This is a genomic window from Flavobacterium branchiicola (assembly GCF_018383905.1).
Lineage (GTDB): Bacteria > Bacteroidota > Bacteroidia > Flavobacteriales > Flavobacteriaceae > Flavobacterium > Flavobacterium branchiicola.
Genome location: NZ_JAGYWA010000006.1, coordinates 65,069 through 80,333, shown reverse-complemented (window position 1 = coordinate 80,333; position 15,265 = coordinate 65,069). Strand labels below are relative to the sequence as shown.

Sequence of the window (15,265 nt, the reverse complement as noted above, 5' to 3'; positions counted from 1 at the left end):
ATCCCATTAATTTGGGGTGGTTTTTTTATATAAACATATTACCTATATTTGTCTCATGGAAAAAGAACATCAAATATTTGGCATTAGAGCCATCATAGAAGCAATTCAGGCTGGAAAAGAAGTTGATAAAGTATTTATACAGAAAGAGATTTCCGGAGAATTAATGAAAGATTTAATGAAAGTAATGAAACGTGCTAACATTAACTTCTCCTATGTTCCTGTTGAAAAATTAAACCGTCTTACACCAAATAACCATCAAGGTGCAGTCGCTACAATATCTCCAATAGGATTTATCGAATTAGAACATCTTGTTGAATCAACAATAGAAGCGGGAGCGAAACCTTTGTTTTTAATCTTAGATCAAATTTCTGATGCAAGAAACTTTGGTGCTATTATTAGAACTGCAGAATGTACAGGCGTTAATGGAATTATAGTTCAGAAAGCAGGATCGGCACCCGTAAATGGAGACACCGTAAAAACGTCTGCCGGAGCGGTATTTAATGTTCCTATTTGTAAAGTTGAGCATATCAAAGATGCCATTTTTTACCTTCAAGGTTCTGGTATTAAGACAATAGCCGCAACCGAAAAAACAGATCAAAACATTTACGATTTATCTTTAAACGAACCTTTGGCAATCATCATGGGATCTGAAGATAGAGGAATAAACCCATCTGTTCTTAAAATTGTAGATGAAAAAGCAAAACTCCCAATGTTTGGATCTATTGGATCATTAAATGTTTCTGTTGCCTGCGGAGCTTTCTTATATGAAACCGTTCGTCAAAGAAGTTAGTAAATTGAGAATCTAGGTAATAATTTAAAAAATAATGAATGCCTATAAGTTCTGTTCAAAACATATCATTCAAAAAAATAAGTCTAATACTTGTACTCTTTTTAGTTACAAGTATTAGCTATTCTCAATCGATTCACTACAATCAGTTTTGGAATGAGCTTCAGTTTAACAGAACGATAAACAAAAAATGGTCTACAGAACTGGATCTGGAAGGAACCTATAGCAGTACCGATTCTTCGTCAAATCTTTTTGACAAAAATATACAGAGAGCCGTTCGAGGCTGGGCACATTACTATTTAACGCCACGCTGGAAACTATCTGCTTCCTTAGCTTATTACAACAATAAAGATGTTCCTGAAATTGGTCAGTTTGAATCACCTGAATGGCGATTTACCACTCAGGGAACCTACTTCTTTCATAAAACAGGCTATACTTTAAGTACGAGAATGCGACTTGAATTTAGACACATGAAAAACGAAGAAGATGATTATGAAAATGTGTTGAGATACCGTCAACAAATAAAATATATGCAGCCGCTTAACAGCAAAATACTAAGACAGGGCGTTGTTTACGCAATTGCTTCCGATGAAGTTTACATAAAATCCAAAGCGGAAGTTACCGGAAATAGCTTTTTTGACAGAAACAGATTTAATATCGGCGCAGGATATCTATTTACAGATGACATACAAGTAGAATTAACTTATGCAAACGAATATCTACCCAGAAGTACTCAAAACAAAAATATAAACGCAGCATCGTTAAATATAACATTCAACAATCTATTTAAAAACTTGCAGAAAAAATTATTTCAAAAACCCGAAACTCAGGTTGATGATTAACTTCTAATTTTCTTCCTTTTTCAAAAAACAAATAAGCTGTTCCAGAATAGCATCTTTATGTAGCTTAAAGTTATAATCTCTAACAAATTCTGTCCCTTCTAATCGAATTTCTGCTACAAGAGCTTCAAACTTAGAAAACGACTCCAGATCTTTATCATCAATAAGATAAAGTATCTGCATAATAGAGTCATTGTTCATATACTGTGTATCGTAATGAGATAACTTATATACTTTATTATCTGCTAAATGAATGATCAGATCATCTTTAATTTTCTTCCCCTCTTTCTTAGAAGGAAATGGTGTTGGCTGTAATGCGATATAATAATGTTCTTTATCTGTTAGAACGTTAATTTTTAAAGATTTGGATTTTGTAGTATAGAAAACCGCCGGATCAAAATAATACATCATACTTCCATCTGCAGATACTCTGTTTTTTATATCACACTGAGCAAAGGCTTCTAAACTCATAAGTCCAAAAAAAATCAAGCCTAATAAAATTAAATTCCTCATAGTCTCCAAATAAAAAATTAAACCATTTCTAACAAATTTAGCCTATTTTAATTAATTAAACAGAAAACTTCAGAGCTTATCTTCTGAATCCTTTTTTGTAATATCGTAATAAACAGGAACATTAGAACTAAAATAAGAAAATAAGGTTTCCTCCTCTACTTCTTCAACTTTTGTATTTACAAAATTCCCATTTTCATCAAAGTGTTTCATAAAAGCATCTTCTTCGGGTTTAAAATCAGGCTTTTGCCAATCGTAAACTATTGGCTTTGCGTATTCCGGCGTTTTATAGAACAAGCTCAGAACAAATCCTGTTATGAAACCTGCTAAATGTCCTTCCCAGGAAATTGTAGCATCTACATCTGGAAACACATACCAAATCATACCTCCATAAAGCAAAATAATCGAAAGTGAAAGTGCCACTAACCGATAATACCCCGTTTGAATTCCTTTGAAGAAAATAAAACTAACTAAAACATAAATCAATCCGCTTGCTCCAATATGATAATTCTCACGGCCAATAATCCAGGTAATTAGTCCCGAAAAAAGAATTCCATAGCCAATAACTGCAACTGTCTGTTTAGGATAAAAAAACTGCATAGCCGCCAGCAAAACCAAAAGTGGAATAGAATTATTATATAAATGACTTATATTCTCATGTATAAATGGACTAAACAAAATACCCTGCAAACCTGAAAAATCTCTTGGATAAATCCCATTTTGATAAAAGTCGAAATCAAAACGAATTTGAAACCAGTAAACAATCCACAAAAAGAGGACAAAAAAAACAGGAAGACCAATTACTGCGTAGGAAAATTTAAAATGATTATCATTCATACTTCTAAAAATTTATAGAATAATATCAAAAAACTATCCAAATACAATTTACTGATAATTTGTCAGCTTTATGAAGTAATTAACGCTTAAAACAATTAAAATAAAGCTGAAAATAGTAATTTTACAGAATGGAAGCACCTTTAGCCGAGCGTATTCGCCCACAAACATTAGAAGATTATATTAGCCAGAGTCATTTAGTTGGGCCAAGTGGTTCATTAACACAACAAATTTCAAAGGGCATAATTCCGTCTTTAATATTTTGGGGACCACCAGGAACAGGAAAAACTACTTTGTCACAAATTATTGCGCAAGAGTCAAAACGTCCGTTTTATGTTTTAAGTGCAATAAATTCTGGCGTCAAAGATATTCGGGATGTAATCGAAAAGGCAAAACAAAGCGGTGGTTTATTTACTGCCAAAAATCCTATTTTGTTCATAGACGAGATTCATCGTTTTAGCAAATCACAACAAGACTCTCTTTTAGCTGCTGTTGAAAAAGGATGGATCACACTTATTGGTGCAACTACCGAAAACCCAAGCTTTGAAGTTATTCCTGCATTATTATCCCGATGTCAGGTTTACATTTTGAATGCTTTCACAAAAGATGATTTGGAAGCATTGCTTCACAGAGCAATGAAAACCGACTCATATCTGGCTTCAAAAAATATTACATTAAAAGAAACTGAAGCTTTGTTAAGACTTTCTGGCGGTGATGGCAGAAAACTTCTCAATATATTTGAACTTGTCGTCAATGCTTCTGCAGAAGACAAAATTACTATAACAAATGCACGTGTTTTGGAACTTGTGCAACAGAACACTGTTTTATACGACAAAACGGGTGAACAGCACTATGATATTGTTTCCGCTTTTATTAAATCAATAAGAGGAAGCGATCCTAATGGAGCTGTGTATTGGCTTGCAAGAATGATTGAAGGTGGCGAAGATGTAAAGTTTATTGCCCGCAGAATGTTAATTCTATCGAGTGAAGATATTGGAAATGCAAATCCAACTGCGTTTATCATGGCCAATAATACTTTTCAGGCCGTAACTACTATTGGATATCCCGAAAGTCGAATTATTCTGAGTCAATGTGCCATTTATCTGGCAACTTCTCCAAAAAGCAATGCATCGTATATGGCAATTGGAAATGCACAACAGCTGGTAAAACAAACTGGAGATCTGCCTGTACCAATTCATTTGCGAAATGCGCCAACCAAACTTATGAAAGAATTAGGCTATGGCGATGATTACAAATATTCGCATGATTACGCAAATAACTTTGCTGAACAGGAATTTCTGCCAGATGCTATAAAAGAAACGGTTCTTTACAATCCGGGAAGCAATTCTAGAGAGAACAGCAACCGCGAATTTTTAAAGAACCGTTGGAAAGATAAATATGGTTATTAAAACCCTATTTTATATTTAAAATTTAACTGAAACTTTTTCAGAAACCAATTTGTCGTTTTGGTAATATTCAAAAAACCATTGATTGTCTTTTGCATTTAAAGATCCCTGAACCCCGTCTTTTATTGCGATGAAAGAATCCGGACGTGATGTTTTCAGCAATTTCATTACCACTTTTGGTGTTTTATCAATTAACTGATATCCATTTTCAGTTGGTTGTGCGTACAATAAATTAGGATCTGCCATGTTAGCAACCGGAGTCGCAACTGTAGTATTCTGCGCCACTACAACAGTAGCAGGAATTGCTGCTGCGGTAACCACTCTCGCCTCACTTGGAACTGTTTTTCCACTGTACTTGTAATGTAATGCATTTATAGAAATAAAAGCATTATCAAGACTTTCTTTGTAAGCAGCTTCATAATCTTTCTCCTTACTTTTCCCTACTTCTGAGGTATAAATTACTTTTCCGTAACAATCTTTAAACTCTACAAAAAGTTTAGTAACCAAAAATGCATTGTCTCTTTTTACATCCATATATAAAATCTGGCAACGATCATTATACTCAGCAGGAATTACTTCATTGGAATAAAAAGCAGGAAAACCAGCTTTAACCAAATTTGATTTACTTATCGTTGATAATCTATACTGATTATCACTTTTAGTAAACTCGTATCTTAATGGTACGATTACAGCTTTGTAATCATTAACCGATTGTGCAAATCCAATAACGGAACAAATTAATGCAGCAAGTAGAAATTTTATTTTCATTGTTATAAATAATTTTTAAGTTCTAATAAATGTTGTATTTGTTTTATATCCTGAGAAACCTCTATGTTTTTTTCATTAAAGAAAATAGCATCCAGTCCGGCATTCAATGCACCGTTAACATCGGCATCGAGACAATCTCCAATCATGATACAATTACTTTTTGAAGCCTGAGCCAAATTAACTGCATAATCAAAGATAATACTATTTGGTTTTTTCACACCAGCCAATTCTGAATTTGTGATTGTATTAAAATATCCGCCAAGTGAAGCATTATTAATTTTTTTATCCTGAACACTCGCAAAACCATTCGTAATAATATGAAGTCTATATTTAGGTTTTAAGTATTCCAGTACTTCAATAGCTCCATCAAAAAGGTGATTATTATCGGTTAAAAACTCGATATAATCATTGGCAATCTCATTAATATTTTCATCTGAAATTTGATATTCCAGTGCATCAAATGAAAACTTTAAACGATTATAACGCAACTCAACGTGACTTATTTGATCATTTTGATATAGCTTCCAACAAGCTTGATTTATTGGCGCATACTTTTCAATAAAATCCAAAGTATTTATATTTGGATATTTACTTTTAAAAATACGATCAAAAGCCATTTCTGAGTTCTTATCGAAATCCCAAAGTGTATGATCTAAATCAAAAAAAACGTCGGTAATTGTGGTATTCATAATTTAAAAAATTCCTTCATCTACAAAACTATAATATTTTGTTTCAGTAATAATCAAATGATCTAAAACTTTAACATCTAACTTATTTCCTGCCTCACGAATTTTTCTGGTAATCTGCTTATCAGCTTCACTAGGCTTTAACTCTCCCGAAGGATGGTTATGACACAAAATCAAGCCAGTAGCACTTTTTTCTAAAGCTAATTTAAAAATCAGTCTAACATCTACAACTGTTCCCGCAATACCACCTTTACTTAATTGAGACTTAGAAACTACTTTATTCGAATTATTCAGAAAAAGCACCCAAAATTCTTCATGGGGCAGATCTCCAATAATTGGTCGCATAAGATCAAAAACAATTTTACTAGAGGTTATTTTAATCTTTTCCGTTCCTTTTTCTGAACCCCTGCGTCGGCATAATTCAAGTGCAGCAATAATTGAAACCGCTTTTGCTTCGCCTATTCCTTTAAAACTTATTAATTGAGTAAGAGATAATTTTGCCAACGAATTTAAGCCTCCAACAGTTGCCAGAATGCGTTTACTCAAATCTACTGCAGATTCATTTCGACTACCAGATCCAATTAAGATTGCAAGTAATTCGGCATCACTTAAAGAATCTTTTCCTTTAACTATTAATTTTTCACGAGGCTTGTCATCATCAGACCAATCTTTAATTGAAAAATGAGATTGTTTCATAAACTAAACGATTTTTTAAAAAGCGAATATATTTAAAAAGAAAGAAAAATCGTTCAAATAAAAAATAAACTTAAAAAAAAGTGCCAATGCATAGCAATTGGCACTTTATCTAATTTTCTAATTGACAAATTATTCTATCAGCCCTTTTACTTCGTCAAAATTTAAGCCACCGTAATTTCCGGAACTCATTAATAAAAGTGCAGAATTATCCAGATTTAAATTGAACAAATATTCTTTAAATTCAAATGGATTAGTATAAATTATAAGGTCTTCACGATTAAAGGCTTTCGCAATTTGCTCATAAGTCACTTCTTCCAATTGTTTAATTTTTACTGCATCTGGAGAATAAAATACAACTGCAACATCAGCATATTCCAGAGCACCTTCATATTCTTTTAAAAACTCAGCATTTAAGCTGCTATAAGTATGTAACTCTAAACAAGCCACCAAAGTTCTATTTGGATATTGCTCTTTTACAGCTTTTGTTGTCGCCGCAACTTTACTTGGCGAATGTGCAAAATCTTTGTAAGCCACTTTACCTTTTCCTTCGGCAATTTTTTCCAAACGTTTAGATGCGCCTTTAAAACTAGCGATAGCCTCATAAAATTCGGCTTCGTCCACACCCATGTTTTGGCAAATCCATTTTGCACCGGCTAGATTATTTAAATTGTGTGCTCCAAAAACTTCGATTGGCATATCGCCTTCCGGAGTTTTTAACAAAGTAACGCCATCACTAACGGTATATTCCGGCGTATGATAAGCAAGTTTACGAATTGGATTTGTTGCTACCTCAGAAACGCGTTTTACTTCAGGATCATTTTCATTATAAACTAAAATACCGCCGTTGGTAATTTTCTCAATAAAAATTTCGAATTGCTCTACATAATTCTCATATGTTGGAAAAACATTGATGTGATCCCAGGCAATTCCGGAAATTAAAGCGATATTAGGCTGGTATAAGTGAAATTTTGGTCTTCTATCAATTGGCGATGATAAATACTCATCACCTTCCAGAACCATAAAATCATTTTCTTCCGTAAGATGTACCATCGTATCAAAACCCTCCAACTGTGCTCCCACCATATAATCAACTGCAATATTATGATAATGCATTACATGCAAAATCATCGACGTAATAGTGGTTTTTCCATGAGAACCACCAATTACAACACGAGTTTTATTTTTAGATTGCTCGTATAAAAATTCAGGATAAGAATAAATTTTCAGTCCAAGTTCCTGCGCTTTCAACAATTCAGGATTATCGGCTTTGGCATGCATTCCTAAAATTATCGCATCAATATCTGCGGTTATTTTTTCAGGAAACCAACCTAATTCAGCAGGAAGAATACCTTTTTTCTCTAATCTCGATTTTGATGGTTCAAAAATAGCATCGTCACTTCCCGTAACCTGATATCCTTTATTATGCAATGCTAATGCTAAGTTGTGCATAGCACTTCCGCCAATAGCGATGAAATGTGTTTTCATTTAAATTCTTATTTTTTTAATACCTAAATTCAATGATTGCCAAAATACAACTATTAAAAATTGGTTATGATGATTCAAATTTTTGTTTCAATTCTAAGGCCTTTTTTGGGTCTTTTAATTTGTTCAAATATAAATTATATAATTTTTGAAATGTGACTTTTGAATTGCCAATTTCATCTGCTTTCTTATAATTTTTTTCTGCCGAATTGTACCGCTCAAAATATTCATCAATTCTTCCTCTGGACAAATAACCATCAACAGGCGAAAACTGCGCCAACTCATTAGAATACGAAATTGCCTTAGATTCACTACCTCCTAAAATTCCGGGCAATTGTAAATAGATTTCGATCAACGCCCATCTGGCCTGAACATGCTTTGGATTGAGTTCAATTGCTTTTTCAAATGCTGTTTTCATTTCACCAACCATTCCAAAAGCTTTGAATTTATTAACTTCTACAGCACGCATTGCCAGACAACCTCCGTATTTAAAAAAATAATCTGCCACAGTAGGTTTTAATTCCTTAAGTTTTTTGAAATACTCTGCACCTTTTACCCATGATTTCTGATGTGCCGCAATCTCTCCCAAGTACTCTAATGTTTTTATATCTGTAGTATTACTTTTTAAAACCGTTTCAAAAATCACTTGCGCCTCAGCATATTTCTTTAATCGAAATAACTTCTCTCCTTTTTCGAAATTAGATTGCGACCAACAACAAATTGGTACAATTAAAAAAAGAAACAATAGTTTTTTCATGTTTCAAAAATAAGGAAATATAGATTCTCTATTAAGATTTGTTGAGAAATTAGTAATTTGTACGAAAATTATTTTAATCATTTTCCAACCCTTATTTCAAAAAAGTACTCCATAAACTAAAACCAACTTATGAAAAATTTACTTTTTGTTTTCTTATTCTTCTCTACAACCTTGTTCGCACAACAAAACGATAAAAAATGGACTAAAGCTATTAATTACGAAAATGATGGTAAAATCAAATCCGCAAATGAAGTAGTTACTAAAATTTACAAGAAAGCTGTTGCCAGAAAAGATGAAGTACAAATGATAAAATGCTTTTTCTATCAATCAAAATATTTGCAAGTTGTTGATGAAAATGCAAAAAGTAAAATTATAATCAATTTGAAAAAAGATATCAATCGCGTTTCTATCCCTTCAAAAGCAATTTTGAATCTAATTTATGCGAAATATCTAAAAGATTATTCTAATTATGACGACTATATGGTTGTTGATAGCGCCGCAGTAATGATAGATAGTGCAGCGGCAACAATTGATACAGCTTCAGTTACAGGAATAAAAGTTACCAAAATTGATTCAGTAGAAATTCCTCATTCAAATTATATTCCACAAGAAATTACGACTGAAAATGATATTGTTTCTACATTCAATAAAACATTGGAAAACGAAGCTGTTTTAAAAGCCACATCTCTAATAAAGTACAAAGATATTTTTGATTATTCTGATTTAGAAAAGTTTAAAGACGAAAACTTATGGAATTATTTATTAAAAGAAAATATTACTTTTTTCACAGAACAAATTAAACCTTGGCAAATCCAAAACAGTGATTTCTTAGTTTACAAAGAGCAACTTCTAGGAAATTCGGCTACATTTTTAAATCTCAATCTTGATTTTATAAAAGAGCCAAATGTTAAAAGGGTCTTGGAACTCTATCAAAAATTAGAATCCGATAATTCATCATTGAAAAACCAATTTGAACGTGCAAAATTTTGTCAGGAATATTTATTAAAATCAAACGAGAATTTTAGTGTTTATTTAAACAAAATTGAGAAAGAAACTCAGGATAAAAATCTTATTCAAAATATAAAATTAGAGCAAGCCCAAATTCTGTTAGAACAGGCTTCAAAAGAATTATATCCAAATAACAATAATAAAGCTTTAGAAGTATTAGATGAAGTTATTAAAATTGAAGAGAACTCAAACAATGCAAAACTTGCTATTTCTAAGAAATATGATATTTTATCAAAATCTTTAGAGATTCAATTTCAAAAAAACAGTTACGAAAGTGAAAACACAAGAGTTTTCCTTAATTATAAAAACGTAAATAAATTTAAAATTTCTTTTTGCAAAATTGATATTTTACAAATTGCGCAACTAGATACATTAAATGAAATTCGTAAAGATTCTTTAGTAAATACCCTATTACAAAAACAAAATATAGTCAGGACAGAAAACTACAATTTGATTGATAAAGAAAATCACTTTACGTATTCAACAGAAGTAGCATTGCCAAAATTACCAATCGGAAATTATTTGGCTTATTTTGAAAGCGACTCAGATTCAAAAGACGAAAAAGCATTCGGTTATCAAATTCTAACAATTTCGAACATTTCAGTTCTTGCATCTAAGAAAGATAAAGTTGAAAACTATCAGGCATTAGACCGAAAAACCGGAAAGCCACTAAAAGATGTTTCAGTAGAATATAGAAAACAAATTGCAAAAACAGATTTAAACGGAATTGCGACATTTCAAATAGAAACCAATGACAATTATTACTATAATGACCCTATTAAACTTACACAAAACAATGATACTATTTTAGTAGATAGAAACTATCTTTCCTATACACAGGAATATAAATTATCTGAAAATGAAAGACTGGATGGAAAAGTCGAATTCTATCTGGATCGTGCTATCTACAGGCCTGGTCAAACAGTTTATTTTAAAGGGATTGCCATTCAAAAAAACAAAAACAAGACCAGTGTCACTGCCAACACAAAATTCACAATTATTGTAAACGACGCAAACTATCAACCTATAAACGAATTTGATTTAATAACAAACGATTATGGCTCTTTTTATGGTGAATTTATTTTACCAAAAATAGGCTTAACCGGCAGTTATACTATTAGTGCAAAAAGACCAGAGAATAAATCCAAAACTGATTTGGCATATTGGGATAATGTAAGTTATAACAGCTCTACACAAAATTTTCGAGTTGAAGAATACAAGCGTCCTAAATTTGAAGTTACTTTTGATGCTAAAAAAGAAAGTTATCAAGTTAATCAGCCTGTTAAAATAAAAGGTACCGCTAAAGCTTTTGCAGGAAGTACTATATCTGATGCAACCGTAAAATATACTGTAACGAGATACACTACTTATTTTAGAAATTATTACGGCCGTGAAGAAAACGAAGTTTTAGCTATTGGCGAGACCAAAACGGATAACTCAGGAAACTTTCTTGTCGATTTTACAGCTGTACCATCAAAAAACCATTCGAAAGAAAATCTGCCTATTTTTAATTATGAAATTTCAGCAACAGTTACCGATATAAATGGTGAAACACATTCTGCTGTAACAAATGTAAAAGTGGGTTATCACGATTTGATTTTGAATACTCAAATGTTACCTTTTATTCAAACTAAAAACAAAAACGAAATTACGTTAAGCAGTACCAATTTAAATGGAGAATTTTTATCTGTAAAAGGTGAAATAAAATTGTATTATTTAAGTCCGCTTTCTAATAAATTCAAACCAAGAAAATTGCGAAAACCAGAAATTGAAACCATCTCAGCAGAAGATTTCGAAAGATTATTTCCTTATGAAGTTTCAGAAAAGGATACGAGCAAAAATGCATCAGAAACGTTATTATTCACAAAAAATATAGATACCCAAAAAGACAAAAAACTAGTATTGGATTTTATATCAAATTATAAATCCGGTAATTACAAAATTGTATTTTCGGCTAAAGATAGTTTTGACAACCCAATTGAAACCACATCAAATTTCAAAATTAAGCAGAGTAAAGACAAATTTAATCCAAGTATATTACTGAATTCTGAACAGCTTAACAGTGATCCTAAAAAAGATGGTTTTGTTTTGGTGAAAATTACATCTATTATTCCGGAGCTATATATTTTAGCGAACGCAAACTATCAGAATAAAAACTATTTTGAAGATATTACTCATTTGCAAAATCATGAAGCGATCATTAAAATTCCGCTCAAAAATGAATTTGAAAAACAAATGATGGTAACTTTCCAGTGTGTATTTGACAACGATACGTTTACAGATCAAATCGAAGTTTCCTTAAAAAGCCCGGAACCAAAATTAGAATGGACAGTTGAAACTTTTAGAAATAAAATACAACCCGGAACAAACGAAAGCTGGTCGTTTAAACTGAATGGTTTTAATACAAAAAAAGAAGCTGAAGTTTTGGCTTCAATGTACGACAGTTCACTAGATCAATTCTCTGTGAGAAACTGGGAATCCTTAGAATTTAACAATTATTATCGCAATGGCACAAATTTTAAAACAAGATTAGGTTTTGATATTAATTATGCTTCTGTAGAAAATCTTAATGAAAGATTTCCACAATTGGATTTCGAAAATGAAGAAACCAGATTAAAATGGTTTGGCTTTAACTTTTACAATAGTAGATATGGCGATTATGGTATTACTATTGCAGAGCTAAAAGACAAAAAAGTTGGAAGCGAAACAATAAAAGGAGACCCAGATGCGGTTTTAACAGTTGATGAACCGGTGGGTAGCGGAGCAGCAGCCGTTATTGAAGAAGATAATCAGGTTTACAACACTGCTGCAGTGAAACTAGATGGAGTGCGCTTTGTTAAACCTGTTGTTGCTAAAGCACAAGAAGTAACTGAAGAAGATCCTGAATATTATTTTCAGACAAATAAAGTAAAATTTTATCCAGGTAAAAAAATCATCAGAGGGCTAACCAATATGGCTATCAATAAGTCAACATTGTATGTAATTGATGGAGAAATGTCGTCAGAAGACAATTTTAATAAAATAAGTCCTGAAGACATTTTGGATATTGATTTTTTGACTTCAGACAAAGCCATTGCGCTCTACGGAAATAAAGCCTCAAATGGTGTTATTATCATTACAACCAAAAAAGCATTGGAAGAACTAACACAAGTAAAAGCCAGAAAGAACCTTTCAGAAACTGCTTTTTTTCTTCCAAAATTAAAAACCGATTCGAAAGGAAAAGTAAGTTTCAATTTTACTTCTCCTGAAGCTTTAACGGCGTGGAAACTTCGTTTATTGGCGCACAATAAAGATGCTGTTTCGGGTTATTTAGAGAAAAGTGTTATTACGCAAAAAGAATTAATGGTTTTGCCGAATTTCCCCCGTTTCTTTAGAGATAAAGATACAATTGTAATCAGTGCTAAAATCTCAAATGTTACCGCTGAAGCGAAAACCGGAATCGCAAGTTTACAGTTTTTTGACGCCGTAACCATGCAGCCAATTGATGCCAAAATGCTGAATGCAAAAAACATTAAAAACTTTACAGTTCCTGCTTTCGGAAACACAACAGCAAACTGGACAATTTCAATTCCTGAAGGTTTACAGGGAATTCAATATAAAATCGTAGCTAAAGCGGGCAATTTTTCTGATGGGGAAGAAAACATTATTCCTGTTTTGACGAATAATATGTTGATTACAGAAAGCATTCCTATTTGGGTTCGCGAGAATGCTACAAAAGAATACACTTTTGCAAACTTGAAAAACAATACATCAACCACTTTAAAAAACCATCAGTTTACATTTGAATACACTTCCAATCCAACTTGGATCGCGATTCAGTCGTTGCCTTATTTAATGGAATATGAACATGAATGTGCCGAGCAGACTTTTGCACGTTATTATGCAAATGCTTTGGCTTCAGAAATTATTTCTAGTAATCCGAAGATTGCAACTGTTTTTGAAAATTGGAGAAAAAGTGGAAAACCAAATTCTAAATTAGAAGAAAACGAAGAATTGAAATCATTAATTCTAGCCGAAACGCCTTGGCTAAATGATGCTCAAAATGAAGATGAAAAGAAAAAAAACATGGCGCTTTTGTTTGATTTAGAAAAAATGAAAACGTCTCAGGAAGCAACTTTCGAAAAACTAAAACAAAAACAAAAAGCATCTGGCGGTTTTGGCTGGTTTGATGGAAACAATGAAAGCGAATATATTACAAGACATATTCTGGCAGGTTTAGGTCATTTAGATAAATTAAGTAAAAGCAATACTTCAAAAATCGATGAAATAGCCAAATCCGGGATTTCCTTTTTAGACAATAAATTTTTAGATTATTACAAATCGAAAACTAAAAACTTAAAAGCAACTGACAAACTTATTTGGATTAATCCTTATTCTGATTTACATTATTTATACACCAGAAGTTTTTATTTAGAGAAATATCCTTTGTCTGATACGCTTAAAAAAGCAACCAAATTATATCTGGAAACGGCTAAAAAGGAATGGCTTAATTATTCAATTTATGAAAAAGGTCTGGCGGCTTTAGCATTAAATCGCTTTGGAGAAAAAGAAAATGCTAAAAAAATTATAGAAAGTCTAAAAGAAATAGCATCAAACAATGAAGATTGGGGAATGTACTGGATTGCAAATAAATCAGGCTGGTATTGGTATCAGGCACCTATAGAAACTCAGGCTTTATTGATTGAGGCTTTCGCCGAAGTGAATAACGACACAAAATCTGTGGATGCCATGAAAGTTTGGTTACTAAAAAACAAACAATCCAAAAACTGGCCAACTACAAAATCAACAACAGAAGCTATTTATGCACTGCTAATGCAAGGAACCGATTGGCTTTCTGTAAAAGATAATACCGTTATAAAAATTGGAGATGAAAAAATCATAACCAAAAAATTAGCCGAAAACGAAAAAGAAGCAGAAACCGGTTACATCAAACTAAACTGGAAAGCAGATGAAGTGAAGAAAGAAATGGCTTCAATCAAAATTCAAAACAAATCAAAAGTTCCTGGTTTTGGCGGCGCATATTGGCAATATTTTGAAGATTTAGATAAAATCAAAAATAATACTGGTGCCGTTTTATCTGTTTCGAAAGAATTGTACTTAAAGAAGAATACCATAAAAGGTGATCAATTGGAAAGAATCACAACTAAAAATCCTTTAAAAACAGGCGATTTGGTTACGGTACGATTAATTATTACCGCAAAAGAAGATACTGAATATGTTCATTTGAAAGATATGCGCGCTTCTTGTTTTGAACCTGTGAATGTTCTTTCGCAATATGAATACAAAGATCGACTAGGTTATTACAGAAGTACAAAAGATGCCGCAACACATTTCTTCTTTGACCAAATAAACAAAGGAACTTATGTTTTGGAATATGATATTAGAGTAAACAACAAAGGTGAATTCTCAAATGGCATTACAACTATTCAAAGTATGTATGCCCCTGAATTTGCAAGTCATACAAAAGGAATTCGAGTGAAGGTAAATTGAGA

At 32.2% G+C, this 15,265-nt stretch carries 11 protein-coding genes; 4 read left to right on the top strand and 7 right to left on the bottom strand.

Annotation, left to right across the window (positions count from 1 at the left end):
- Window positions 1-55: 55 nt before the first annotated feature.
- Together rlmB and KHA98_RS15540 are read left to right on the top strand one after the other, a co-directional pair.
- Window positions 56-790 (top strand): 23S rRNA (guanosine(2251)-2'-O)-methyltransferase RlmB, encoded by a 735-nt coding sequence (rlmB, locus tag KHA98_RS15545; RefSeq protein WP_213258845.1) that lies wholly within the window; start codon window positions 56-58, stop codon window positions 788-790.
- A 38-nt stretch (window positions 791-828) separates the two neighbouring features.
- On the top strand, window positions 829-1,629 hold the full coding sequence (locus KHA98_RS15540) for a DUF2490 domain-containing protein (protein ID WP_213258844.1): 801 nt from the start codon (window positions 829-831) through the stop codon (window positions 1,627-1,629).
- A gap of 3 nt (window positions 1,630-1,632) precedes the next feature.
- Here KHA98_RS15540 and KHA98_RS15535 read toward each other — a convergent pair whose 3' ends face one another.
- The gene (locus KHA98_RS15535; protein ID WP_246522367.1) at window positions 1,633-2,097 is read right to left on the bottom strand and encodes a hypothetical protein; all 465 of its coding nucleotides are present in this window, start codon (window positions 2,095-2,097) and stop codon (window positions 1,633-1,635) included.
- 111 nt (window positions 2,098-2,208) lie between these two features.
- Window positions 2,209-2,973, bottom strand: coding sequence for a rhomboid family intramembrane serine protease (locus KHA98_RS15530; RefSeq protein ID WP_213258842.1), 765 nt, complete (start codon window positions 2,971-2,973; stop codon window positions 2,209-2,211).
- Between the two features lie 128 nt (window positions 2,974-3,101).
- Here KHA98_RS15530 and KHA98_RS15525 point away from each other — a divergent pair, with 128 nt between their 5' ends.
- Window positions 3,102-4,379 (top strand): replication-associated recombination protein A, encoded by a 1,278-nt coding sequence (locus KHA98_RS15525; RefSeq protein ID WP_213258841.1) that lies wholly within the window; start codon window positions 3,102-3,104, stop codon window positions 4,377-4,379.
- Between the two features lie 15 nt (window positions 4,380-4,394).
- Here KHA98_RS15525 and KHA98_RS15520 read toward each other — a convergent pair whose 3' ends face one another.
- The 5 genes from KHA98_RS15520 to KHA98_RS15500 all read right to left on the bottom strand — a co-directional run bounded on the left by KHA98_RS15520 (window position 4,395) and on the right by KHA98_RS15500 (window position 8,765).
- Complete coding sequence (locus KHA98_RS15520; RefSeq protein WP_213258840.1) at window positions 4,395-5,144, bottom strand: hypothetical protein; 750 nt, start codon at window positions 5,142-5,144, stop codon at window positions 4,395-4,397.
- A 2-nt stretch (window positions 5,145-5,146) separates the two neighbouring features.
- Entirely contained in the window at window positions 5,147-5,833 is a 687-nt protein-coding gene (locus KHA98_RS15515) for a YjjG family noncanonical pyrimidine nucleotidase (RefSeq protein ID WP_213258839.1), read from the bottom strand.
- A gap of 3 nt (window positions 5,834-5,836) precedes the next feature.
- Entirely contained in the window at window positions 5,837-6,526 is a 690-nt protein-coding gene (gene radC, locus KHA98_RS15510; RefSeq protein ID WP_213258838.1) for a RadC family protein, read from the bottom strand.
- Window positions 6,527-6,655: 129 nt separating this feature from the next.
- A complete protein-coding gene (locus KHA98_RS15505) occupies window positions 6,656-8,011 on the bottom strand; it encodes a UDP-N-acetylmuramate--L-alanine ligase (protein WP_213258837.1) in 1,356 nt (451 codons plus the stop codon).
- Window positions 8,012-8,075: 64 nt separating this feature from the next.
- Window positions 8,076-8,765, bottom strand: coding sequence for a tetratricopeptide repeat protein (locus tag KHA98_RS15500; protein ID WP_213258836.1), 690 nt, complete (start codon window positions 8,763-8,765; stop codon window positions 8,076-8,078).
- 129 nt (window positions 8,766-8,894) lie between these two features.
- Between KHA98_RS15500 and KHA98_RS15495 the strand changes: the two genes are divergently transcribed.
- Window positions 8,895-15,263: an alpha-2-macroglobulin family protein gene (locus KHA98_RS15495; RefSeq protein WP_213258835.1), complete on the top strand. Its 6,369-nt coding sequence runs from the start codon at window positions 8,895-8,897 to the stop codon at window positions 15,261-15,263.
- Window positions 15,264-15,265: the final 2 nt, after the last annotated feature.